Genomic DNA, 19,247 nt, shown 5'->3' with positions numbered 1-19,247 from the left:
CGCGCCTTCCAGGGAGGAGACCCTCATGCCGAGGGAACGCATCGCAACCTGGCCCACCGGGCGCGCCTCCCGGTTCTCGGCCAAGACCGCGGAGACGCTCGCCGCGGCCCGCACGATCACGATCGAGGAGGTCGAGCGCTACAACGCCTTCGCCTTTGACCCGGGCGGCGCCGCCCGCACGGTTACGCTGCCCGCCGAGTCGGCGTGTGAGGGCGTGTACCTGTTCATCGCCAACACCGCCGACGCCGCCGAGGTCCTCACCGTCCAGGACGACGGCGCCAGCACGATCGTCACGCCCACGCAGGCCGAGGCGGCGTTCGTGTGGTGCGACGGCGTGCGCTGGTACGGCATGGTCGGAGCCTCGTCCTGATGGCCGAGCTGCTGCAGGGCGGCCTCGAGGTGCGTCGCCATGCCGACGGGCTCGTCGAGATCCTTCGGGCGCCCGAGATCGCCTACGTGGCACTGGAATTCCTGCTCGCGGCCGACCCTGCGGTGGTGACCGCCCACGGCGGCCGCGAGCTCACCTTCGCCGGGCAGGTCACCTACCGGGTAACCGGCTGGGACGACCTGCAGGCGTGCCTGATCCTGCAGAAGACAGGAGGCCACTGATGCCCCGCTACGCCGTCCAGCACCGCTACCTCGCGGTCGACAACGGCCAGCAGATCGGCCCGTTCGAGTCGGGCACCGCGGTCGAGCTCGAGCTCGACCGCGCCGAATGGGTTAACCGCGACTCCCCCGGCGCGCTGCTCCTGCTCGGCGGCGTAGTCGCCAGTTCGCTCGATGCCGAGCCTGAGCCGGCCGCTGCGGGCTCCAACGGCGACAGTGAGGGTGGCGGGGACCAGGACCCCGCTGGCGACGTCTCGGACGCGCAGGGGGCGGCCGAGAGCGAGCACGCAGCCGCGACGGAGGCCGCTCCGGAGCCGGAGCCGGCCGAGCCTGCAGACGAGCCTGAGCCGTCGGCGCCGAAGCCGCGGCGTGCACGGAGGGCGGCACGGTGAGGTCCTCGCAGATCCTCGAGGTCACGGCGACCGGGGACGTCACCACGCGTGATTCCTATCTGCGCACGGTGGTGCTGACCGGCGGCTCGGCGGCGTCGACGCTGACGGTGAAGGCCGGCGGCTCGGGTGGCACGACGGTGCTCACCCTCAAGGCCGCGATCGACACCACGGTGTCGGCCGAGCTGGCGGACGCGTTCTGCGGTGGCGGCATCCACGCCACGCTGGCCGGCACGGGCGCAGTGGCGTCGTTCGTGTACGCGTGAGGTGAGCCGTGGCCCTCGGCGCTCCCTACATCACGACGGCGGTCTTCAAGTCGCAGTACCTCAAGCTGGACACCGCGAGCGACGACGACGAGATCGACGATGTGCTCGACGAGGTGTCCGAAGAGATCGAATCGCACACGGGTCGGCAGTTCAACGATGCCGGTTCGGCCACGCTGCGGAGGTTCTACCGCGAGGACGCCGAGCTGGTGTACGTGGACGACTTCCACACCACGGCCGGGCTGGTGATCGCCACGGACGAGGACGATGACGGCGTGGCCGAGACCACGTGGTCGGCCTCGGACTACCAGCTCGAGCCGCTCAACGGCGTCGTCGAGGGCCAGCCGGGCTGGCCGTTCTGGACGATCCGCGCGGTCGGCGACAAGCGGTTCCCGCTCGCCCGGCGCGCCACCGTGCACGTGACCGCCCAGTGGGGCTGGGCGGCCGTGCCGCCGCGGGTCGTGCAGGCCTGCAAGATCCTCGCGGCGGAGACGCTCAAGCTGCGCGACGCGCCGCTGGGCGTGGCCGGGTTCGGCGACTTCGGGGTCGTGCGGGTGCGGGACAACCCGAAAGCGGCGAACAAGCTGGCGCCGCTGGTGCGCACGCCGGTGCTGGCGGTCGCACGCGAGGACACGGGGGAGTAGCGATGGCCTCGGTATCGGCGCTGCGCGACGGGATCGGCGTGCGGCTCAAGACCATCTCCGGACTGAACGTCCTCTCGCGCCCGGGTGGCAACGTCATTACGCCGGCCGCCCGCGTGATGCCCACGCGGATCCTGTACGACTCGACGATGTCCCGCGGCGCGGACGACTTCCTGTTCGCCGTGCTGCTGCTCGTGTCGCTGACCGCCGACATCGAGGCCTACGACGACCTCGACGCCTACCTCGCCGGCTCGGGCCCGACGAGCGTCAAGGCCGCGATCGAGGCGGACGGCAGCCTCGGCGGCATCGCCGACTTCGCCCGGGTGCGCGAGGTCACCCAATACGGCTGGGTCGAGGTCGACGGCGTGCAGTACCTCGGCGCCGAACAGATCGTGGAGGTAACCGCCAGTGGCAGCTAAGAAGTTCCGCGTCCTGACCGGCATGAACTTCCGCGTCGGCGGCCGCGAGCGGCGCGCCGAGCCGGGCGAGATCCGCGACGACATCCCGGCCAAGAGCCGGGCGTGGCTGCTCGAGCAGGGCCACATCGAGCCGCTCGAGGACGACGAGCAGGACGGTGAAGGCTGATGGCGTTCGTGCACTCCAAGTCGACGCGGGTACTGGTCAACGAGATCAGCGCGTCGGCGAAGCTGCGGTCGGTGACGGCCGCGAACTCGCGCACCATGTCGCAGACGACGGTGTTCACCGACGACGGCGAGCGGTTCATTCCGGGCCTCAAGGCGGGCACCATGACGCTGGAGGGCCTGTTCGAGGACAACGCCCTCTACGCCGACCTGCAGGACGCCAACGGCACCGACAACAGCCTGCTCGTCACCGCGGGCATCAACGGCTACGCGGTGGGCTCCCCGGTGACCATCGCCGTGGGTGACCTGACCTCGCACGGGATCAACGCGCAGGTGGCCGAGGCGGTCGGCTTCTCGGTCGAGTCGCCCGCCGACGAGACGGTCGACCTGGGGGTGTCGCTGCACGACGAGACCGCCGAGACGGCCACCGCGGACGGCACCGGCGTGGACAACCTCGCCTCGAGCGCCAGCGGCGGCGTGGGCGCGCTGCACGTCACCGCCGCGTCCGGCACCTCGCCGACGCTGGACGCCAAGATCCAGCACTCGACCGACGACATCACCTACGTCGACCTGATCACCTTCGCCCAGGCCACCGCGGCGACGTCCGAGCGGCAGGCCGTGTCCGGCACGGTCAACCGCTACCTGCGTACCTCGTGGGCGATCGCCGGCACCACCCCGTCGTTCACCTTCGTCGCGGCGTTCGCCCGCCGGTAATCCTGCTCGTTCCGTCTGACCCGGAGCTCCTCCGGGTGTTTTCGCCTGCCCTGACAAGGAGAATCCGATGGCGTTCACGCACGGCAAGAACTCGAAGTTCCTCATCGAGGACAACGGCGCTACCGAGCGGGACCTCTCGCAGTACATCGACAACGTGCCCGCGGCCGTCGCCCGCGCGATGGCCGAGGTCACCGCGTTCGGCGACGACGGCGTGAAGCAGATCCCGGGCCTGGAGAACAGTTCGTGGGACATCTCCGGCCACTTCGACGCGACGGCCACGACAGGCCCGCACGCGGTGCTGTCCGGGCTGTTCAAGAAAGAGGACGCCACGGTCACGTTCACCTACGGCCCGGCGGGCAACGCCACGGGTAACCCGCGGCTGACTGGCGAGTGCTGGATCAGCAACTACACCATCACCAGCGCCGTCGGCGACAAGGTGTCGTTCTCGGCCACCGTGCAGGTTGACGGCGTGGTCACCTTCGACAGCTTCCCGTGATCGGTGCCCGCCTACTACGAGATACGCGGCACCGGCGACTTCCGGCGCGCCGCCCGGCGGCTCAAGGAAGCCGGTAACGGCCAGCTGACGCGCCGGATGTCGCGCGGCATGCGCACCGCGGCCAAGCCTGCCGTGGACGCCGCGCAACGGTCCGTGCGATCGCTTGAGGCTTCGGCCACGCGCGGCGGCGGTGGGCAGGCCCGGCGGGAATTCGCGCTAGGCCGCAAGCGCAAGAAGACCGAGACCGCCCGGCGGAAGGCGTTCGAGGGGCGAGGGCTGCGCTCCTCGACCGCCCGCGCGATCGGCACCCAGGTCCGCTCGTCGGGCCAGTCGGCCAGCGTGCGGGTCCGGGTCAACACCCGCCAGCTCCCGCCGGATCAGCGGACGCTGCCGGCGCACATGAACGAGGGCCGGTGGCGCCACCCCGTCTTCGGCGGGGACCGGTGGGTCACACAGACCGTGTCCCGCGACGAGTGGTTCGACGAGCCGATGCGCGAGCACGGCCCGAAGATCCGCCAGGGCGCGGCCAAGGTCGTCGACGACATCCTCCGAGAGATCGCACAGTAAGGACGCGAATGGCCGCCAACGACGTCAACGCGACGTATCGATTCGAGCAGGACGGCAAGACCTGGACGCTGAACCTGCACGACGTGCTCGTCAGCGAGCAGCGCGAACTGCGCCAGGTCACCGGCATGAAATGGTGGCCACTCCTGGCCGACTTCTCCATGCAGGACCCCGAGGCCTGCCACGCGATGTTCTGGCTGGCACGCAAGCGCGCCGGCGAGACGGTGACCTTCGAGGACTTCGACTATCCGGTGACCAGCCTGCGCGTGACGCTCGTCGAGCCGGACAGCGGAAAGACGTCCACAGAGGACGATGGCGACTCGACGGAGGCGCCGGACCCTACCCAACCGACCCCGAAGACCTCGAGGACCCGGCGGACGAAGTAGAGCGGTACAAGCCCTACTTCTTGCTGCTGTGGCACATCAACCCGGCCGACGTCGGGCGGATGACGCTGCGGGACTTCTGGATGAGCGCCCGGCTCGCCGACGAGCTACTCGAGGCGAGCGAGCAGGAGGGCGGTGCCGGTGCCGGCTAGAGACCTGATCTTCACCGTCCTCGGCCGGGACCGTGCCAGTCGTGTGTTCGACAACGTCGGCGACCGAATCGACCGGCTCGGGAGCCGGGCGATCAAGGTGCTCGGCGGCGTGCAAGGCGCCTCGGCGGCCGCGGCCGCCGGCGTCGGCGCCTCGGTGGCGGCGCTGCCGGTGGCCTTCGCCGGGCTCGGGGCGTTCGCCCTACGCGAGAACACCGCGGTACGTCAGTCGTTCGAGGATCTGTCCGAGGAGGTGCGGACCGGCCTCATGGCCGACGCCGCACCGCTCGAACAGGCCTACGTCGGCGCCGCACAGCGCATGGGCTCGGCCTACCAGGGGCTGCGGCCACAAATGGCGGCCGCGTTCCAGGCCAGCGTCCCCCATGTCGCCGAACTGACCGAAGGAGTCGTCGAGTTCGCCGAGGGCGCGATGCCCGGCATGGTGACCTCAGTCCAGCGGGCCGGGCCGGTCATGAGCGGACTCCGATCGCTGCTGCGCGACACCGGTGCCGGCCTCGGCGAGTTCTTCGAGATCACCTCCGAAGGGGCCGAGGACGCCGGGCAGGGCCTTGAGCACTACGGGCAACTGATGCGCGACCTGCTGCCCGAGGTGGGCGGCATCCTGGTCGACCTGTCCGGACTGTGGGCCGAGCACGGCGGCCAGGCCGTCGACATCGTGACCCGGCTCGTCGGTGTCGTCGGCGACCTGTCCAACTCGGCGCTGCCCACCGTGTCCGACGCGCTCGGCGTCGCGCTCGACGTGCTCTCTGGCGTGCTGGCCGTCATCGAGCCGATCACCGGCGCGCTGGGCCCGATGATCGGCGCCTGGCTGGCGCTCACGACCGCCATGCGCGGGATCCGCGCGGTGCGCGGTGTGGCCGACTCCGTGGCGACCTCGGTGAGCAACCTCAACACCCAGCTGGACAAAACAGCCAAGGGCGGCGGGGGCCGTCTGCAGGCCGCCGGTCGCGGGCTGGTGGGCCTGTTCGGCGGCCCGTTCGGCATCGCGGTCGCGGCCGCAACCGCCGGGCTGGCGCTGTTCGGGCAAGAGAGCCAGGACGCCGCCAACACGCAGCGCTCGCTGGCCTCGGCGCTGCGGGAAAGCAACGGGCAGTTCGACGCCAACGCCCGCAGTGCCCTGTTCAACAGCGAGTCCTACCAGGACGTCAAGGACTCGGTCCAGGGCGCCGGCCTGTCCCACAAGCAGTACATCGACGCACTCGTCCAGGGCGGCCCGGCGCTCGACGGCCTGCGCTCGCGGCTGGAGCGGATCGTCGAGGCCGGCCGCTCGCAGGAGTTCGTCGGCAACACCACGCGCGATGTCTACACCGACCAGGCCAAGGCCGCGATGGACCTGCTCGGGGCCACCGACGGCCTGCGCGGCTCCGTCGAGGGAGCCGTCGAGGAGTTCGGCGCCGCGGCCGACGCCAGCGACGTGCTCGCCGGGTCCATGCACGCCAGCGTGCCCGGCGCCGACGCCCTGCGCGAATCACTGACCACCCTGGCGGACCAGACCGCGGACACCACCGACAAGGCAGACGCCCTCAACGACGTGTGGCGGCGGCTGTTCGGCATCCAGATCGGACTGGAGGAGGCCACCGCCAACTGGGAAGGCGGCCTCGCCGATCTCGCGGAGCAGATCGAGGGCGTCAAGACCGAGACCGGTAACTGGCGGGGAGCACTGCTCAACGCCAACGGCACCGTCAACACCTCCACCGAGGCGGGCCGCAACCTGCTGGAGAACCTCGTCCAGCAAGGCGACGAGTACCGCACACTTGCGCAGACAGCGTTCGACACAGCCCTGCAGCAGGGCAAGTCGCAGAAGCAAGCCACCGAGGCCGCGCGTACCGCGGTGCACGAACGGCGGGCTCAGTTCATCCGGGAGGCCGAGCAGCTCGGCTTCACTCGGCGGCAGGCGCAGCGACTCGCCGATCGCTACCTCGGCATGCCACGGGACGTGTTCACCGGCATTCACCAGCCAGGCATTTTGGCGGCCCTGGACCGAGCGAGCGATCTGAGGCATCGGCTCAATCAGATCCCTGATCACGTCTCGACGACGGTTACGACCATCTTCACGTCGCGTGGGACCGGACCGACCGCCACCAACCGGTTGCTGTCGTCGGCCGGATTCAAGGACGGCGGTCAGGTCCAGGCGTTCGACGACGGCGGCGCGGTCCAGGCCTTCCCGAACGGGTTCGTGCGAGGCCCCGGCGGGCCGCGCAGCGACGACATCCTGGCGCTACTGTCCAACCGCGAGTTCGTCTCCACCGCAGCCAGCGCTGCGCGTAACCTCGACGCGCTCGAGGCTGGCAACCGTGGCGCGAAGCTGATCGCGATCGACCGCAGCGGCGTCGTGCAGATGGCCAACGGCGGGCTCGCCGGGGCTGCGGGGCAGATCCTTGGCCACCTGCGGCGCGGTGGAGGTCTGTTCGAGGACTTCTCCTTCCGCGGCAACAGCCAGCTGGTGCGCCGGTTCAACGACCAGCTCGCCGACATGTTCGCCGCCCGCCACGGCCGCGTGGATGTGTTCGGCACCAACGCCGTGCCCGGCGCGCGCGGGATCGTCGAGCGGTTCCTGCGCAGTGTGGCCACGCCGGCGCCGGCGCAGCAGCCGCGGCAGCAACCGGTGGTCGTGTCCATCGACGCGGGCGGCCTCGACGACGCGCTGCTGCGGTGGCTGCGGGGCGCTATCCGGGTTCGCGGCGGCAACGTTCAGGTCGTGCTCGGCAAGGGCGGGAGGTGAACGATGGCTTTCCCTGCGACCAAGCTCGATATCCACACCGAGATCTACTATTCAGGCGCGTGGCATGACGTCACGGCCGACACCCGTTCGCGCCAGGACATCGTCATTTCTCGTGGTCGCGGCGACGAGGCCTCGCGCGCTGACCCGGGCTCGTGCACACTGCAGCTCAACAACGGCATGTCGAAGATCAACGGCGCCGTGGTGGGCCGCTACACGCCGCGCAACCCGCGTAGCGATCTGTTCGCGTTGATCGGCCGCAACACGCGGCTGCGGGTGCGCGTGGGGCCCAACAACGTCGGGCTCGAGCTCACCGGCGAGGAGTTGCCCGATAACACGTCCTATGCCTCCACATCGGACGCGGCGGCGCTGGATATCGTCGGCGACCTTGACCTCCGGGCCGAGATCACCCCCGACTCGTGGCGGCCCAGCATCCTGCAGACGATTGCCGCGAAGTACAACACGGGCGGCAACCAGCGGTCCTGGACGTTCCGGTTGCTCACCAACGGCACGATCGAGCTGGCCTGGACCACCGATGGCACCTCTGGCACGCGGCAGGTGCGCGGCTCCACGGCCGCCGTCGCCTCGGATTCAGGCCGGTTGGCGGTGCGGGCCACCCTCGATGTCGACGACGGCGCTGGCAACCACGTCGTCACCTTCTACAGCGCCGATTCGATCGATGATCTCGGCGGAGGTCCTTCCGAGGTGCAGCTCGGGTCGACGGTGGTCACAGCTGGCACGACCTCCATCTTCTCGTCCACCGCGAATCTCACTGTCGGCTCCATTCAGGCCGGCGGCTACGAGTTCAACAACGAGGCTCACTTCGGCGGCCTCGTGCACGGGTTCGAGGTGCGCGACGGCATTGCCGGCACACTCGTCGCCGACGCGGACTTCGCCGGCCTCGAGCCTGGTACGCGACCCACGTTCACCGACGACGCCGGACTGACGTGGACCCTGCAGGATGAGGCCGAGATCGTCGACCGTTCTGTGCGGTTCATCGGCGAGGTGGTGGCCTGGCCGCCGCGATGGGACCTGTCCGGTAACGACGTGTGGGTGCCGGTCGTCGCGAACGGCCTGCTGCGTCGGCTCGGCCAGGGTGAGGCGGCGCTGGACTCGGCGATGCGGCGCGGCAACACCGATCAGGCCATTGTGCCCCCGGTGGCCTATTGGTCGATGGAGGACGGCTCCGACGCGACGAGCTTCGCCTCCGGGTTGTCCGGCGTGGCGCCGATGACGTTCGGCATCATCGAGGGCTTCGTGCGCGACATCCGCCCGGCCGCCTACGGCGACTTCGTCGCCTCCCAGCCCATCCCTGAGTTCTCGATCACCACGGCCGTCGGCCCTGTCCCGTGGGCCGCGCCCACCGGGGAGCTGCGCATCTTCTCGCTGCTGCACGTCCCCGACGCAGGTGTGGGAGGCATCAGGCAAGTCCTCAACGTGACGACGTCGGGCACGGCGGCCGAGTGGGGTATCGAGCTGGACTCCGCGGGCAGCTTGCGGATGCGCGCGTGGGGTCGCAATGAGGCGAGCATCCTGACCAGCGGATGGACCGCCTTCGCCCTGAATGGCAAGAACGCGCTGTTCGGTATCTGGCTGCAGCAGGTCGGCGCCGACATTGACTGGCAGATCTTCGTGTTCGAGGAGGGGGCCACCGTCGGCAGCGTCGACGAGGGCACCCTCGCCGGGCACACGTTCGGCTCGGCGCGCACGGTGTACCTGGGCAAGGTCGGAGATCTTGCGGGTACCGCGATGGGGCACTGCGCGGTCTACAACCAGGACACCAACACGGTGATCTGGGACGCGGTGAAGAACCTGCTCGTCGCCTGGTCCGGCGAGACCGCCGCCGACCGTTTCCTGCGCCTGTGCGACGAGGAAGGCGTCGCCCACCGCATCGTCGGCGACCCTGCCGAGTCGGTCGCCGTGGGCGCGCAGAAGCCCGAGACCTTCCTCGACCTGCTCTACGACGCCGCCGACGCCGAGCTGGCCATCTTCGACGAGCGGCGTGACGCGCTCGCCCTGCGCTGGCGCAACCACGCCGAGCTCGAGAACCAGGCCGCCTTGGCGCTCGACTACAACGAGCGGCACGTGAGCCCGCCGTTCGAGCCGCTCCCGGATGACCAGGCCACGGCCAACGACGTCACGGTCGAACGCGTCGACGGCAGCTCCGCCCGCGCGGTCAAGCTGTCCGGCCCGATGAACGTGAGCGAGACGGTCGACGACCCGCTCGGCGTCGACCGCTACCCCGACAAGGTCACCCTCAACCTGGCCACCGACGACCAACTCGAGGACCAAGCCTGGTGGCGGCTGCACCTGGGCACCGTCGACGAGGACCGGATCCCCCAGCTCGGCATCGACCTCGCACGCAACCCAGCGCTCATCGACCAGGTGCTCGCGCTCGACACCGGGGACCGCATCACCATTGCCAACCCACCCGAGTGGATGGCCGCCCAGGCCATCGACCTGATCATCCAGGGCTACGAGGAGCGCCTGTCGCAGTTCAAGCACTACTTCGTGTTCAACTGCTCACCGGGCAGCGCCTGGCGCACGTGGCTCCTCGAAGACGACGAGCAGGGCCGCGCCGACACCATCCTGTCCGCCACCACGCACCAGTTCACCGCGGGCACCGACACCGCGATGGATGTGCGCACCCTTCAGGGGCCGCGCTGGGAAACCGACGCCGGCGAGTTCCCCTTCGACGTGACCGCGGCCGGCGTGCAGCTGCGCGTCACCGCGATCGACGATTCCGCCACCGACACGTTCAACCGCACTGTCTCCAACGGCTTCGGCACCGCGGACACGGGGCAGGTCTGGACCACCTCGGGCGGCGCGGTCAGCGACTACTCGGTGACGCCCTGATGCCCGGTCAGGTCGCGCAGAGCAGCGTCAACGAGCTGCGCTGGACAGTGCTCGGCGGCATCGACAGCCGCGACATGGACGCCGTCGTCACCGTGTCCACTGACGCGCTCGCCGCCGGCGCCTCCCAGTTCGTCATCCTCGGCGGCCGCGTGATCGACCCCGACAACATGTACTTCGCGTGGCTCGAGTTCACCACGAGCGCCAGCGTGGACCTGCTCGTCGGCAAGCGCATCGCCGGGGTCGGATCAGCGCTGGCAGGCGCCTCGACGCGTACCACCGGGCTCACCCACGCCGCCGGCACCCAGTTCCGGCTGCGCCTGGCCGTGCAGGGTGCCCCCGCGCGGGTACGAGCTAAGGCGTGGCTCGCCGCGAACAGCGAGCCGGACAACTGGCACGTGACCGGCGTCGACACTGACATCACGGCCGCTGGCGACATCGCCCTCGGGCAGACCCTCGGCTCGGGCAACACCAACACCCTGCCCGTGACCGCGTCGTGGGACGACCTTGCGGTGCTCAATCCGCAGACCTTCACCGTCCAGCAAGCCCCCGTGAACGGGGTGACCAAGACGTTCGGCGCCGGCGCGCAGGTTCTGCTCGCGCAGCCGGCTGTCGTCGCACTCTGAAAGGAGGCGGCTCGTGGTGTTACGGGCGGGCCGGCGGGTCACCGCGGCCGACCTCAGCTACAACGGCGACGTGATCACCCTGCCCGATACGCCGACCGTGCCCTCGGGCGAGGCGTGGGGCGACTGGGGCAGCACGATCGTCATCGCCGACCCCGGCACCAAGGTCGGCGTATGGGGGTGGGGCGACGGGCACGCGTTTGGCCCGACCGGTGTCACCGACGCCTTCGCCGCTATGCGCCTCGGCATATCCACCGACGGAGGCGTCAACTTCAGCAACGGCGTCGGTCCCCGCGGGAACTTCTCCGAGGAGGCCGGCGAGCGGCGTGCCGTGCTCGCGTGCCATCACTTCGTGACGGCCACGCCAACCGGCGACATCGTCGTGCGCGCGCAGCTACAGGCGCAGACCACGAGCGCCCAGTTCTTCAACGGGTCGTTCATGATCCAGGTCGCGCCCATCCCGTGACCACTGTGGATCCCGGAGACGAGGAGTGGAGTACCCCCGTGTCGCACCCTGGTGAGAGCCCAACGGACGTGGCGCTGCGGTTCGTGCGTGAGGAACTCGCCGCGTTGCGCGCCACCTTCCACGACGAGATCTCCGCGATCCGGACCGACTTCGCGGGTCTGAGCGCCACCGTGGTGGAGCAGACCAACAAGGTGACCCCGAAGATCGCCGTGCTCGAGCACCGCGTCGACGAGCACGACAAGGACATCGCCGAGGTTCGGCAGGCCCGCGCCGACGAGGCCGCGGCCAAGGAGTCGTTCCGCCGGCAACGCAACCTCGCCATCGCCCTCGCCGCGATCAGCGCCCTGGTGACGATCGCCGGCCTCATCCTCACCCTCACCCTGGGAGACTGATCATGCGCATCATCCCGCGATCTGAATGGGGAGCCCGCTACGCCTCGGCGTACCGCAACTACGACGCGCCGCTGCCTGCCCAGGAGGTGTGGCTGCACCACTCGGTGACGGTCGCGCCCGACGTGGTGGCGCCCTTCGGCGACGACTACGCCGCGATCCGGGCGATCGAGCAGGTCGGCCAGGACCGGTTCGGCTGGGGCATCTCCTACACCTGGCTGATCACCCCCGCCGGGCTGATCTTCCAAGGGCACCGTGTCGACGGCGTCGGCACGCACACCGGCGGCCGCAACAGCCGAGCGCGGGCGATCTGCTTCGTCGGCAACTACGAGGAGGACCAACCCACCGACGCGCAGATCGAGGCCGCGGCGTGGCTGCTGTGGCACGCGCACGCCAAGGGCTGGATCCGCGCGCCGCGCCTCAATGGCGGCCATCGCGATCTGAAATCGACCGCGTGCCCCGGCCGGCACGCCTACGACCGCATCGACGACATCAACGAGCTCGCCGCCCAACCCGGCGGCGGGTCTCAGCCGCAGCAATCAACCCTCGGAGGCCTCGTGAACAGCGTGACCCTGAAAGACGGTGTCAAGGAGAAGACCGCCTTCCTCGTCGTGCCCGAGCGCGGATACCGGCTCATCACCGGCGTCGGTGTCATCGACGGGCTCGACCTGCACTGGGTGAAGGAGAAGAACTTCGACGGCGAGGACCTCGCCTTCCACGTCCCCGCCGACCCCGACATCCCGGGCGGCGACCCGTGGTGGTCCAAGCCCATCAAGGGCGGCACGGCAGCGCTGGTGATCTGCTACAGCCTGCCCACCACCGACCACATCGCCACCGCCGGACTCAGGAAGGTGTACCCGTCATGAGCATCAGGATCAGCAAGGCGTGGAAGGCCGTCGTCACGGCCGTCGGCGGCGCGCTCACCGTGCTGACCGGCGCGCTCGGCGACGACGTGCTCGAGCTCAGCGAGCTCGGCCAGCTCGGCACGGCGGCCGCCGTGCTCGGGCTAACCGTCTACGGCGTGTGGAAGGTGCCCAACCGCGACAGCGACCCGCTCGGCGACGCGGAGGCGAAGCTGATCGCCGCGCTCGACCACGCGGCCCAGTTCGGTCAGATCGCCGAGGAGCAGGCCCGCGCGTTGCGCAACGCCGAGCCCCGGAAGGCGAAGTAGGCTCGGCACCCTACCCATTGGCCCATACGGGCCCAGCAGAAACCGACCTCAGCGGTCGGCGGAGGCCCCCGCGTTCCCCGCTTCCGGCGGTGAGCGCGGGGGCCTTTCGTTGTGCTCGGGGGCGAACATGTGTTCGACTAGGAGGTGTGCGTCCGTCGTCAGTCCGCGTGCTCGACCCGCCCCGGCTGGTCTGGATACGTCTGCGCGAGCTGCTCCGCATCGGCCCGCACGACCTCACGCCGGGCGACGAGCGCCACGGGTTGCGCATCGAGACCGAGGTGCCAGGCATCGTGCGCGAGGAGATTCCCCGCGCCGACGCCGGGCTACTCGTGCTCGTCACCTACCCGCTTTGGACCGGCGACGGCGAGCACCAGATCGTCGTCACGCACTGGCTGCCCGCACATCTCGTCAGGCCCCGCGGGCGTACCCGGCGCGACCGCCTCGGCGAGGACCGAAGACGGAAGTATGGGTAGCTCCTTCAGTGGCAACGGGGCGGTGGCCCCAGGCGCCACCAGCGGTTCGGCTCACCCAGCCACGTCGTGGGCCAGTCCGGTAGGACGAACTCGAAGCACGTCGGGCACAGGACGTACCGCGGGGGCATTTCGACGGCCCAGCCGTCGAGCGCAGCCGCGGCGATCAGACGGAGCATCGTCGTGTGTGGCTGGCCCGGTACGCCGCTGTCACAGCCGAGGCACTCGACGACCCACCGGCCGCTCACTGGGCGTCGAGGCAGCGTCGGCACATGACGCGCCCGCCCCGCACCTCGTAGGTGTGCACGACGACGGCTGGCGCCCACATGCCGTCGCCGTACATGACCCACCGGCCGCGTGGCTGTACCTCGCCGCAGTAGCTGCAGCTCGCGCGGGGCCAGAGGTAGTCGATCACGCGACGCCATAGGGTCATGCCAGGGCGTCCCAGGCGCTGAAGAGGCGGGCGAGCTCGTCGTTGCCGTCGCGGTCCACGGACGGCCACCAGGGCGAGTCGTCGCGAGACTGCGGGATGACCGGGAGCGGTTGCGTGGCCGGCTCAGCATCGCCGAGCTGGCGGCGTGACGCGTCACCTGTTCGCCATGCAGTCACGGCACACCGTGGGTTGCCAGCTCGGGGCGAGCGATTCGGCTGTCCAGGACAGCTGCGCTCCGCACGCGGTGAGTAGACACGGGCGGTCGGAGGCCGCGAGGTAGCCGACGACGATGTGCCCGACGCCGTAGTAGTGGATGAGCAGGGGCTTGACCTGCGTCGCTGCAGCCATGATGGCTAGCACTCTCGACCACGCATGGCGACCTCTCCTTCGAGGGGAGGCGCGCCCCGGCGCTGGGGGTCCGCCGGGGCGCGCCTCTATCGGAGGCCCCGGCCCGAGGGGGGAGGGCGCCAGGGCTCCAGGTGTTCGACCTCATGGTGCGCGACCCATCCAGGGGGCGTGGGTTGCTAGTGAAACCGTAGGTTCATAGGTGGGAAATCGGTACCCGCTGATCGAGTGAAACCGGGTAATTGCAGTTTGCAGAGTATCCGTGGCATCTGAGGTGATTGAGTGGAATGGGGCATGCGAGGCGTGATTTTCTGTTCGAGTGACGCAAGATCGACTTCTGTCGACCGGTGAAGCCGCGCGCGCGATCGGCGTGGAGCGGAGCACGCTTGCACGGTGGGCACGCGACGGACGCGTCACGCCTGCTCGGCGCACTGTCGGCGGTCAGTACCGGTGGAACCTCGACGACCTCGAGCGCCAGGTCGACGAGCTCTGGCAGCAGCGCGGCGAGGCATAGCCAGCCATTCACAGCTGCTCCGCGTACTCGTTCACGAGCCGCTGCACCTCAAGGAGTTGCAGCAGGGCAGCGTTGAGGTACTCCATCGCTGACCTCGCAAGCTCTGCCGATGACTGCAGCTGTTGGCGATTGGACTGCAACGAGATCAGGGTCAGCTTGGAAGCGCGCTCCTTGACGTACTCGTAGCAGCCGTTGAGGTCGGCTGGCGGCAAGTCGACGGCGATCTCCTGCAACTCAGCCTTGAGCTGATCGATCAATGGTCACCGCCCCTGTGTGCGTCCCACCAGCGGACGAACGCGATCATGATGGGGAGCAGTGCGCAGGCGCCGATGATGAGGGTCAGCGTCAGCCAGCCGGGCATGTCCACCACGGCTCACACCTCCGGGTTCGGCAGGCCGAGGAGGCCTTCAACGACGTCGACAACGCCGCCCTCGTGCTCCCACAGCACCCGGCCGTCGCCGTCCCAGCGGACGGCAGCGGCGTCGTTCCGTTCGCGTACCCGTAGACCATCCACGTGCCCGCTGGGGTGCACGTACTTGCCGTTGATCTGCCGGATCTCGCCGTTGTCGCCGTACTTGTGCGCGAACGACCAGCCCCCGTCGCGCAGGTCGATGAGGTGCTGGACCTCGGGCCACGCGGCGACGTGTGCGGCGTCCGTGCTCGTCACGCTCGTGTCCTCCTGGGATGAGGGTGAGGGAGGCCCGGCCGGTCGGACGATGCTCATCTGCGGCGGGCGCCCCCAGTGGAAGCGGCGCTGTCGGGCCTCCCTCTCGGCCGGCCAGCAACCCGTGTGCCGCACGGCGTTGCCCTGGCCGGCAGTCGGTGGGGTTACTCGTCGATGTCCTCGTCGGGCTCGTCGTCGGTCACGACCACCTGGCCGTTGTCTCGGCCGCGGGATACCCCGTGCATGATCTACACCCCCAATCTCAACGAAATTTCGCGAAATCAGACTGTACTACCACCCGGTTGGGCCAATCAAGAGGGGCATTCGGCGTGGCAGGCTCTGACGCGCAGGGAAACCACCCCCAACAGGAGGCACCGCATGGCTGAGCAGCACGAACACCTCGAACTGACCTTCCTCGGCACCGACCCCGACTCGGGCGGCGACAACTGCCCGAACGTCTACGCAACCGACCGCGGCACCTTCGTCGTGCAAGGCCGCAAGATCACCGACTCGCGCGCGCTCACGCAGCTCCACGAGCGGGGACTGCCCGACTGGGAAACCGCGGTCGAGATCCCCGCGAGCCTCATCCAGTTCTTCCCCCGGGAGGCGTGACGGTGGAGCGCCTGAGCGGACAGTCGTGGGCCCAGGCGTTCACCAGTTTTCGCAGCTCAGCTTTCCGGTGGGAGGCCCAGGGCGTCTACCGCGAGCCCGCCGAACAGGGCCCGATGTCCGACTTCCTCGCCGGCCGGAAGCCGGACATGTCGTTCATGGACGGCTACCTGGCGAGAGTGAAGCAGCAGACTGTGGGGAGCCTGCGGTACTCCCGCGTCCGGGTACTCACCGAGCCCTTGAACGACTATCTCCGGTTCCAGCTGTCGTTTACCCACCTCAACGTTGAGGCCGGAGAGGACATCCGCCTGCTTCCGGAGGTGCGCCGGTGCGAGCTCGGGTTGCCGATGGAGGACTTCTGGTTGTTCGACGACGAGTGGGCCGCACGCATGCACTTCGGCGACGAGGGATTCACGCACGCTGATGTGGTCACCGATGACACAACCCTGAACCGATTTCGCGAAATTCGTGACCTAGCATGGCGGGAGGCGATACCGTTCGCTGATTACGGATGACCTGACGAGGAGAGGCGTGGCCACCAGCTTCGAGAAGCGGCGCGCTGAGCTCGGCGAGCGGTTACGGCAGCTACGCGACACCGCTGGTTACACCGGCAAGGAATTCGCCGGCGTGATCGGCTGGAATGCCCCAAAGGTCAGCAAGATCGAGAACGGACGGCAGACCGCCAGCGCCGAGGACCTGGACGCGTGGATCACTGCGCTCCAGGTCCCGGCGGAGGTCGCCTACGAGCTGCACGCCGAGCTCGCGACACTGCAACGCGAGTACGTCAGCTGGAAGGAGCGGCTGCGCGTCGGCAACCGCGCCGTGCAGGAAGAGGCCATCGAGCGCGAGGCGAACGCCCGAGTTATCCGTGCCGTCGACGTGGGTGTCGTACCCGGCCTGGTGCAGACTGCGGATTACGCACGCCATGTGCTGCTGGCGGTTGCGAACCTGCACGGCAGCAAGCGGGACATCACCGAGGGCGTGCGGACTCGCATGCGGCGCCAGCAGGTGCTCTACGAGCCGGGCAAGACGATCGAGATCCTCATGGCCTACTCGGCGCTGCTGCACTCACCGGCGCCGCCGGACGTCATGGCTGGCCAGCTGCACCGGCTGATCGCGACCATCGGTATCCCGAACGTCCGGTTCGGTGTGTTGCGCCCGCACGTTCGCCTGCCGTATCCGCTGACGCACGGCTACTGGATCGTCGACGAGCTGGTGATGCTCGAGCAGGTGCACGGCGAGGTGATCGTGCATGACCCGGATGAGGTCGCCAAGTACGCCCGTCTGACCGACATGCTGTGGTCGCCGAAGATCACGGCCGAAGGCGACGAGGCGCGGACGCTGCTCCTCGAGGTGCTGGAGCAGGCGCAGGCAGGAATCGAAGGCAAGTAGGACGGCCCCCAGGTAGTGATACCTGGGGGCCGTTATCGCGGCGGCTCACTGGGGGCTCACCCGGTAGCCCGCATCGGCACAGGCCTCCATGAGCGGGATGATCGCATCCTGCACCGCGCCAGTGTCGATGTTGGCCTGGCCCCCGCCGTTCGCGAGCACGTCCACGACCTGCTGAAACGGCAACTGGACCGCTCTCAGGTGGACCGCCATGTCGGCCGGCGCGATCGTGATGATCGCGTCGAGCTCGCCGTGGATCGACTGGATCTCGGTCGTAGTGTCCGGCCCGAGTTCCGGGCCGATCCGGGACAGGATCTCGGGGATGCGCTGCAGCAGCGAGTAGCGACCGCCGTTCCCGATGAAGCGCTCGCACGCCGAGTGGGCGTCGATCACTGGTGTAGTCGGCGGCAAGCTGGTCGCAGCCGTCGTGGATGAGGCCAGCGAGGCACCTGACTCGCGCTCACCGCTGCACGCGGTGAGCGCGAGCGTCAGGACCGCTGCTGACAGTAGTGCGCGGCACACCATCCTCAGCCCATTCCGGTGGGTGGGTCGAACGGACACTGGCTCTCCCTTCGGTGGCTGTTCGGTTACTCGTGTGGATCGGGACAGGCGTTGCGGGTGTCCGTGAAGTGTGATCCGGGTGTGATAGTCGGCTACTCGTCGTTCTCGTCCCGCGTGCGCTGCTCGGCGCGTTCGGGCGGCCCATCGAGAGAGCGGGGGAACATCACGGGCGCGAGGTAGATCGCGAGCACAGTGAGGCAGTCGAGTGCGGCATCGATGCGCCGTCGCAGCTGGCGGATCATGAGCGCACCGCCTCGGTTCGCTTCTCGGGCTTCGGCACCCACGGCTCGCCGCGCACGCTGTAGTGCCGGCGCCACTCAGTGACCCGCGGCGCGTTACCCACGCCGGCGATCCGGCGCGCGATGTCGGTCCGACCGAGGTAGCTCGCGGCGACCTGCCAGGTGTCGTAGGGGCGTGCGCTGACGCGTATGCGGCCACGCATCATCGGAACGATGTGCCAGCGCCAGCCGTCCTCGGCGTGGCTGAGCCAGCCGACGTACTGGCCGCGGTACAGCACGCGGTAGGCGTGCTGGCTGACGTGGCCGCGGACGCGGGCGACCGCCCAGCCGCTCGGAGTCGCGAACTGGATCTCGTCGCGCGGCGGCTTCCGGATGCTCTTCATCGCCCACCTCCAGCCGCGTCGCGCGTCGCGACCGCCGCGCGGGCCTCGTCGCCGTCGTTCGCGCCGAGCACGTACGTGCCGCCCGGTCCGGTCCACTTGCCGTGTTTGGTCAGCTCGCGGTGGTAGTAGTGCTGGCCCTGGTGGTGATACAGCTCGACCGGCGCCTTGCTCAGCCAGCGACGGATGATCTCGCGGCCGATCCGCTCGGCGATCTCGCCCGGCCGATTCTCCTCGAAGCCGTCGGCGGGGTTCGCCTGCGCGACATGCCACAGCATCGCGAGGTAGCTGTCCCCGTAGGTGACGAGCGAGTGCTCGTTGAACGCGATGGTGATCTCGACCTCTCCGTTAGCGAAGCTCATCGTCCACCTCCGGTGACGACACAGATGCCGGTCGAGCAGTCTGCGGACCAGATGTCCGGGTTGACGTAGTCGACGACGGCGAGCGCGATGGCTGCGGCGCCGGCCGCGTACAGGAAGGGGCGGACGGCGTACCAGAGACGCCGCGAGCGGCGGCGCTCGTCGTCCTCGCGGATCCAGATCCGGGCGTGCGGCTCGTCGAGCGCTGAGACGACTCGCCGGAGGAGTCGCACGAGGCCGCCCGTAACCTGGGTGC

Annotated in this window: 33 protein-coding genes; 24 read left to right on the top strand and 9 right to left on the bottom strand. The window is 69.3% G+C overall.

Annotated elements, in window-relative coordinates; translation table 11 throughout:
* The first annotated feature begins 25 nt into the window (after nt 1–25).
* From BAY60_RS28135 to BAY60_RS28055, 20 genes are all read left to right on the top strand, one after another.
* On the top strand, nt 26–370 hold the full coding sequence (locus BAY60_RS28135; protein WP_112284373.1) for a hypothetical protein: 345 nt from the start codon (nt 26–28) through the stop codon (nt 368–370).
* Nucleotides 370–609, top strand: a complete 240-nt coding sequence (locus tag BAY60_RS28130; RefSeq protein ID WP_112284372.1) for a hypothetical protein — start codon at nt 370–372, stop codon at nt 607–609. Before BAY60_RS28135 ends, BAY60_RS28130 begins: the two co-directional genes overlap by 1 nt.
* On the top strand, nt 609–998 hold the full coding sequence (locus BAY60_RS28125) for a hypothetical protein (protein WP_112284371.1): 390 nt from the start codon (nt 609–611) through the stop codon (nt 996–998). Before BAY60_RS28130 ends, BAY60_RS28125 begins: the two co-directional genes overlap by 1 nt.
* Nucleotides 995–1,261 carry a hypothetical protein gene (locus BAY60_RS28120; RefSeq protein ID WP_112284370.1) on the top strand — a complete coding sequence of 89 codons (267 nt, stop codon included), beginning with the start codon at nt 995–997 and terminating at the stop codon, nt 1,259–1,261. Before BAY60_RS28125 ends, BAY60_RS28120 begins: the two co-directional genes overlap by 4 nt.
* A gap of 8 nt (nt 1,262–1,269) precedes the next feature.
* Nucleotides 1,270–1,902, top strand: coding sequence for a hypothetical protein (locus tag BAY60_RS37365; protein WP_170160581.1), 633 nt, complete (start codon nt 1,270–1,272; stop codon nt 1,900–1,902).
* 2 nt (nt 1,903–1,904) lie between these two features.
* On the top strand, nt 1,905–2,318 hold the full coding sequence (locus tag BAY60_RS28115; protein WP_170160580.1) for a hypothetical protein: 414 nt from the start codon (nt 1,905–1,907) through the stop codon (nt 2,316–2,318).
* Nucleotides 2,308–2,484: a hypothetical protein gene (locus BAY60_RS37360; RefSeq protein WP_170160579.1), complete on the top strand. Its 177-nt coding sequence runs from the start codon at nt 2,308–2,310 to the stop codon at nt 2,482–2,484. The genes BAY60_RS28115 and BAY60_RS37360 overlap by 11 nt, the downstream gene beginning before the upstream one ends.
* The gene (locus BAY60_RS28110; protein ID WP_112284368.1) at nt 2,484–3,194 is read left to right on the top strand and encodes a hypothetical protein; all 711 of its coding nucleotides are present in this window, start codon (nt 2,484–2,486) and stop codon (nt 3,192–3,194) included. Before BAY60_RS37360 ends, BAY60_RS28110 begins: the two co-directional genes overlap by 1 nt.
* A gap of 67 nt (nt 3,195–3,261) precedes the next feature.
* Nucleotides 3,262–3,690: a hypothetical protein gene (locus tag BAY60_RS28105; protein ID WP_112284367.1), complete on the top strand. Its 429-nt coding sequence runs from the start codon at nt 3,262–3,264 to the stop codon at nt 3,688–3,690.
* 3 nt (nt 3,691–3,693) lie between these two features.
* Nucleotides 3,694–4,257: a hypothetical protein gene (locus BAY60_RS28100; protein WP_112284366.1), complete on the top strand. Its 564-nt coding sequence runs from the start codon at nt 3,694–3,696 to the stop codon at nt 4,255–4,257.
* Between the two features lie 8 nt (nt 4,258–4,265).
* A complete protein-coding gene (locus BAY60_RS28095) occupies nt 4,266–4,640 on the top strand; it encodes a hypothetical protein (protein WP_112284365.1) in 375 nt (124 codons plus the stop codon).
* Nucleotides 4,641–4,660: 20 nt separating this feature from the next.
* Entirely contained in the window at nt 4,661–4,789 is a 129-nt protein-coding gene (locus tag BAY60_RS38410) for a hypothetical protein (protein ID WP_281272767.1), read from the top strand.
* A complete protein-coding gene (locus tag BAY60_RS28090; protein ID WP_146771093.1) occupies nt 4,779–7,529 on the top strand; it encodes a hypothetical protein in 2,751 nt (916 codons plus the stop codon). The genes BAY60_RS38410 and BAY60_RS28090 overlap by 11 nt, the downstream gene beginning before the upstream one ends.
* Nucleotides 7,530–7,532: 3 nt before the next feature.
* Entirely contained in the window at nt 7,533–10,382 is a 2,850-nt protein-coding gene (locus tag BAY60_RS28085; protein ID WP_112284363.1) for an immunoglobulin domain-containing protein, read from the top strand.
* The gene (locus BAY60_RS28080) at nt 10,382–11,005 is read left to right on the top strand and encodes a hypothetical protein (RefSeq protein ID WP_112284362.1); all 624 of its coding nucleotides are present in this window, start codon (nt 10,382–10,384) and stop codon (nt 11,003–11,005) included. The genes BAY60_RS28085 and BAY60_RS28080 overlap by 1 nt, the downstream gene beginning before the upstream one ends.
* A 13-nt stretch (nt 11,006–11,018) precedes the next feature.
* Complete coding sequence (locus BAY60_RS28075; protein ID WP_112284361.1) at nt 11,019–11,468, top strand: hypothetical protein; 450 nt, start codon at nt 11,019–11,021, stop codon at nt 11,466–11,468.
* A gap of 38 nt (nt 11,469–11,506) precedes the next feature.
* Nucleotides 11,507–11,860, top strand: a complete 354-nt coding sequence (locus tag BAY60_RS28070) for a hypothetical protein (RefSeq protein ID WP_146771092.1) — start codon at nt 11,507–11,509, stop codon at nt 11,858–11,860.
* Between the two features lie 2 nt (nt 11,861–11,862).
* Nucleotides 11,863–12,723, top strand: coding sequence for an N-acetylmuramoyl-L-alanine amidase (locus tag BAY60_RS28065; protein ID WP_112284359.1), 861 nt, complete (start codon nt 11,863–11,865; stop codon nt 12,721–12,723).
* Entirely contained in the window at nt 12,720–13,028 is a 309-nt protein-coding gene (locus BAY60_RS28060) for a hypothetical protein (RefSeq protein WP_112284358.1), read from the top strand. The genes BAY60_RS28065 and BAY60_RS28060 overlap by 4 nt, the downstream gene beginning before the upstream one ends.
* Nucleotides 13,029–13,174: 146 nt before the next feature.
* Nucleotides 13,175–13,501: a hypothetical protein gene (locus BAY60_RS28055; protein ID WP_146771091.1), complete on the top strand. Its 327-nt coding sequence runs from the start codon at nt 13,175–13,177 to the stop codon at nt 13,499–13,501.
* A 241-nt stretch (nt 13,502–13,742) separates the two neighbouring features.
* Here BAY60_RS28055 and BAY60_RS36865 read toward each other — a convergent pair whose 3' ends face one another.
* Together BAY60_RS36865 and BAY60_RS28050 are read right to left on the bottom strand one after the other, a co-directional pair.
* Nucleotides 13,743–13,931 (bottom strand): hypothetical protein, encoded by a 189-nt coding sequence (locus tag BAY60_RS36865; RefSeq protein ID WP_146771090.1) that lies wholly within the window; start codon nt 13,929–13,931, stop codon nt 13,743–13,745.
* Between the two features lie 153 nt (nt 13,932–14,084).
* The gene (locus BAY60_RS28050) at nt 14,085–14,279 is read right to left on the bottom strand and encodes a hypothetical protein (RefSeq protein ID WP_146771089.1); all 195 of its coding nucleotides are present in this window, start codon (nt 14,277–14,279) and stop codon (nt 14,085–14,087) included.
* 316 nt (nt 14,280–14,595) lie between these two features.
* Between BAY60_RS28050 and BAY60_RS28045 the strand changes: the two genes are divergently transcribed.
* Entirely contained in the window at nt 14,596–14,790 is a 195-nt protein-coding gene (locus BAY60_RS28045; RefSeq protein ID WP_112284355.1) for a helix-turn-helix domain-containing protein, read from the top strand.
* Between the two features lie 8 nt (nt 14,791–14,798).
* Here the strand turns inward: BAY60_RS28045 and BAY60_RS28040 are convergent, their stop codons facing one another.
* Together BAY60_RS28040 and BAY60_RS28035 are read right to left on the bottom strand one after the other, a co-directional pair.
* Complete coding sequence (locus BAY60_RS28040) at nt 14,799–15,047, bottom strand: hypothetical protein (RefSeq protein WP_112284354.1); 249 nt, start codon at nt 15,045–15,047, stop codon at nt 14,799–14,801.
* A 116-nt stretch (nt 15,048–15,163) separates the two neighbouring features.
* Nucleotides 15,164–15,457: a hypothetical protein gene (locus BAY60_RS28035; protein ID WP_112284353.1), complete on the bottom strand. Its 294-nt coding sequence runs from the start codon at nt 15,455–15,457 to the stop codon at nt 15,164–15,166.
* A 375-nt stretch (nt 15,458–15,832) separates the two neighbouring features.
* Here BAY60_RS28035 and BAY60_RS28030 point away from each other — a divergent pair, with 375 nt between their 5' ends.
* Genes BAY60_RS28030 through BAY60_RS28020 form a run of 3 tightly spaced genes read left to right on the top strand, consistent with a single transcriptional unit; the run spans nt 15,833 to nt 17,455 of the window.
* On the top strand, nt 15,833–16,066 hold the full coding sequence (locus BAY60_RS28030) for a hypothetical protein (protein ID WP_112284352.1): 234 nt from the start codon (nt 15,833–15,835) through the stop codon (nt 16,064–16,066).
* Nucleotides 16,063–16,578, top strand: a complete 516-nt coding sequence (locus BAY60_RS28025; protein ID WP_146771088.1) for a DUF6879 family protein — start codon at nt 16,063–16,065, stop codon at nt 16,576–16,578. Before BAY60_RS28030 ends, BAY60_RS28025 begins: the two co-directional genes overlap by 4 nt.
* 16 nt (nt 16,579–16,594) lie before the next feature.
* Nucleotides 16,595–17,455: a helix-turn-helix domain-containing protein gene (locus BAY60_RS28020; RefSeq protein WP_112284350.1), complete on the top strand. Its 861-nt coding sequence runs from the start codon at nt 16,595–16,597 to the stop codon at nt 17,453–17,455.
* 45 nt (nt 17,456–17,500) lie between these two features.
* On the opposite strand, the gene BAY60_RS28015 is transcribed toward BAY60_RS28020, so the two are convergent.
* The 5 genes from BAY60_RS28015 to BAY60_RS28000 all read right to left on the bottom strand — a co-directional run bounded on the left by BAY60_RS28015 (nt 17,501) and on the right by BAY60_RS28000 (nt 19,224).
* Nucleotides 17,501–17,845 (bottom strand): hypothetical protein, encoded by a 345-nt coding sequence (locus BAY60_RS28015; protein WP_112284349.1) that lies wholly within the window; start codon nt 17,843–17,845, stop codon nt 17,501–17,503.
* A gap of 260 nt (nt 17,846–18,105) precedes the next feature.
* A complete protein-coding gene (locus BAY60_RS37355; RefSeq protein ID WP_170160578.1) occupies nt 18,106–18,255 on the bottom strand; it encodes a hypothetical protein in 150 nt (49 codons plus the stop codon).
* Nucleotides 18,252–18,635, bottom strand: coding sequence for a hypothetical protein (locus tag BAY60_RS28010; protein ID WP_112284348.1), 384 nt, complete (start codon nt 18,633–18,635; stop codon nt 18,252–18,254). Before BAY60_RS28010 ends, BAY60_RS37355 begins: the two co-directional genes overlap by 4 nt.
* A complete protein-coding gene (locus BAY60_RS28005) occupies nt 18,632–18,994 on the bottom strand; it encodes a hypothetical protein (protein WP_112284347.1) in 363 nt (120 codons plus the stop codon). Before BAY60_RS28005 ends, BAY60_RS28010 begins: the two co-directional genes overlap by 4 nt.
* Nucleotides 18,991–19,224 carry a hypothetical protein gene (locus BAY60_RS28000; protein WP_112284346.1) on the bottom strand — a complete coding sequence of 78 codons (234 nt, stop codon included), beginning with the start codon at nt 19,222–19,224 and terminating at the stop codon, nt 18,991–18,993. The genes BAY60_RS28005 and BAY60_RS28000 overlap by 4 nt, the downstream gene beginning before the upstream one ends.
* Nucleotides 19,225–19,247 lie beyond the last annotated feature (23 nt).

The sequence above is a fragment of the Prauserella muralis genome (assembly GCF_003202285.1).
In the GTDB taxonomy this organism is placed as follows: Bacteria; Actinomycetota; Actinomycetes; order Mycobacteriales; family Pseudonocardiaceae; genus Prauserella_B; species Prauserella_B muralis.
Note: the sequence above shows the minus strand (reverse complement) of the source record. Positions and strands in the feature narration are given on the sequence as shown.

Bases quoted from the DNA above. Each gene is read 5' to 3' on its own strand.
- BAY60_RS28135 (WP_112284373.1), top strand. From the start codon at position 26: ATGCCGAGGGAACGCATCGCAACCTGGCCCACCGGGCGCGCCTCCCGG.
- BAY60_RS28130 (WP_112284372.1), top strand. From the start codon at position 370: ATGGCCGAGCTGCTGCAGGGCGGCCTCGAGGTGCGTCGCCATGCCGAC.
- BAY60_RS28125 (WP_112284371.1), top strand. From the start codon at position 609: ATGCCCCGCTACGCCGTCCAGCACCGCTACCTCGCGGTCGACAACGGC.
- BAY60_RS28115 (WP_170160580.1), top strand. From the start codon at position 1,905: ATGGCCTCGGTATCGGCGCTGCGCGACGGGATCGGCGTGCGGCTCAAG.
- BAY60_RS28110 (WP_112284368.1), top strand. From the start codon at position 2,484: ATGGCGTTCGTGCACTCCAAGTCGACGCGGGTACTGGTCAACGAGATC.
- BAY60_RS28105 (WP_112284367.1), top strand. From the start codon at position 3,262: ATGGCGTTCACGCACGGCAAGAACTCGAAGTTCCTCATCGAGGACAAC.
- BAY60_RS28095 (WP_112284365.1), top strand. From the start codon at position 4,266: ATGGCCGCCAACGACGTCAACGCGACGTATCGATTCGAGCAGGACGGC.
- BAY60_RS28085 (WP_112284363.1), top strand. From the start codon at position 7,533: ATGGCTTTCCCTGCGACCAAGCTCGATATCCACACCGAGATCTACTAT.
- BAY60_RS28080 (WP_112284362.1), top strand. From the start codon at position 10,382: ATGCCCGGTCAGGTCGCGCAGAGCAGCGTCAACGAGCTGCGCTGGACA.
- BAY60_RS28065 (WP_112284359.1), top strand. From the start codon at position 11,863: ATGCGCATCATCCCGCGATCTGAATGGGGAGCCCGCTACGCCTCGGCG.
- BAY60_RS28060 (WP_112284358.1), top strand. From the start codon at position 12,720: ATGAGCATCAGGATCAGCAAGGCGTGGAAGGCCGTCGTCACGGCCGTC.
- BAY60_RS36865 (WP_146771090.1), bottom strand. From the start codon at position 13,931: ATGACCCTATGGCGTCGCGTGATCGACTACCTCTGGCCCCGCGCGAGC.
- BAY60_RS28050 (WP_146771089.1), bottom strand. From the start codon at position 14,279: ATGGCTGCAGCGACGCAGGTCAAGCCCCTGCTCATCCACTACTACGGC.
- BAY60_RS28030 (WP_112284352.1), top strand. From the start codon at position 15,833: ATGGCTGAGCAGCACGAACACCTCGAACTGACCTTCCTCGGCACCGAC.
- BAY60_RS37355 (WP_170160578.1), bottom strand. From the start codon at position 18,255: ATGATCCGCCAGCTGCGACGGCGCATCGATGCCGCACTCGACTGCCTC.
- BAY60_RS28010 (WP_112284348.1), bottom strand. From the start codon at position 18,635: ATGAAGAGCATCCGGAAGCCGCCGCGCGACGAGATCCAGTTCGCGACT.
- BAY60_RS28005 (WP_112284347.1), bottom strand. From the start codon at position 18,994: ATGAGCTTCGCTAACGGAGAGGTCGAGATCACCATCGCGTTCAACGAG.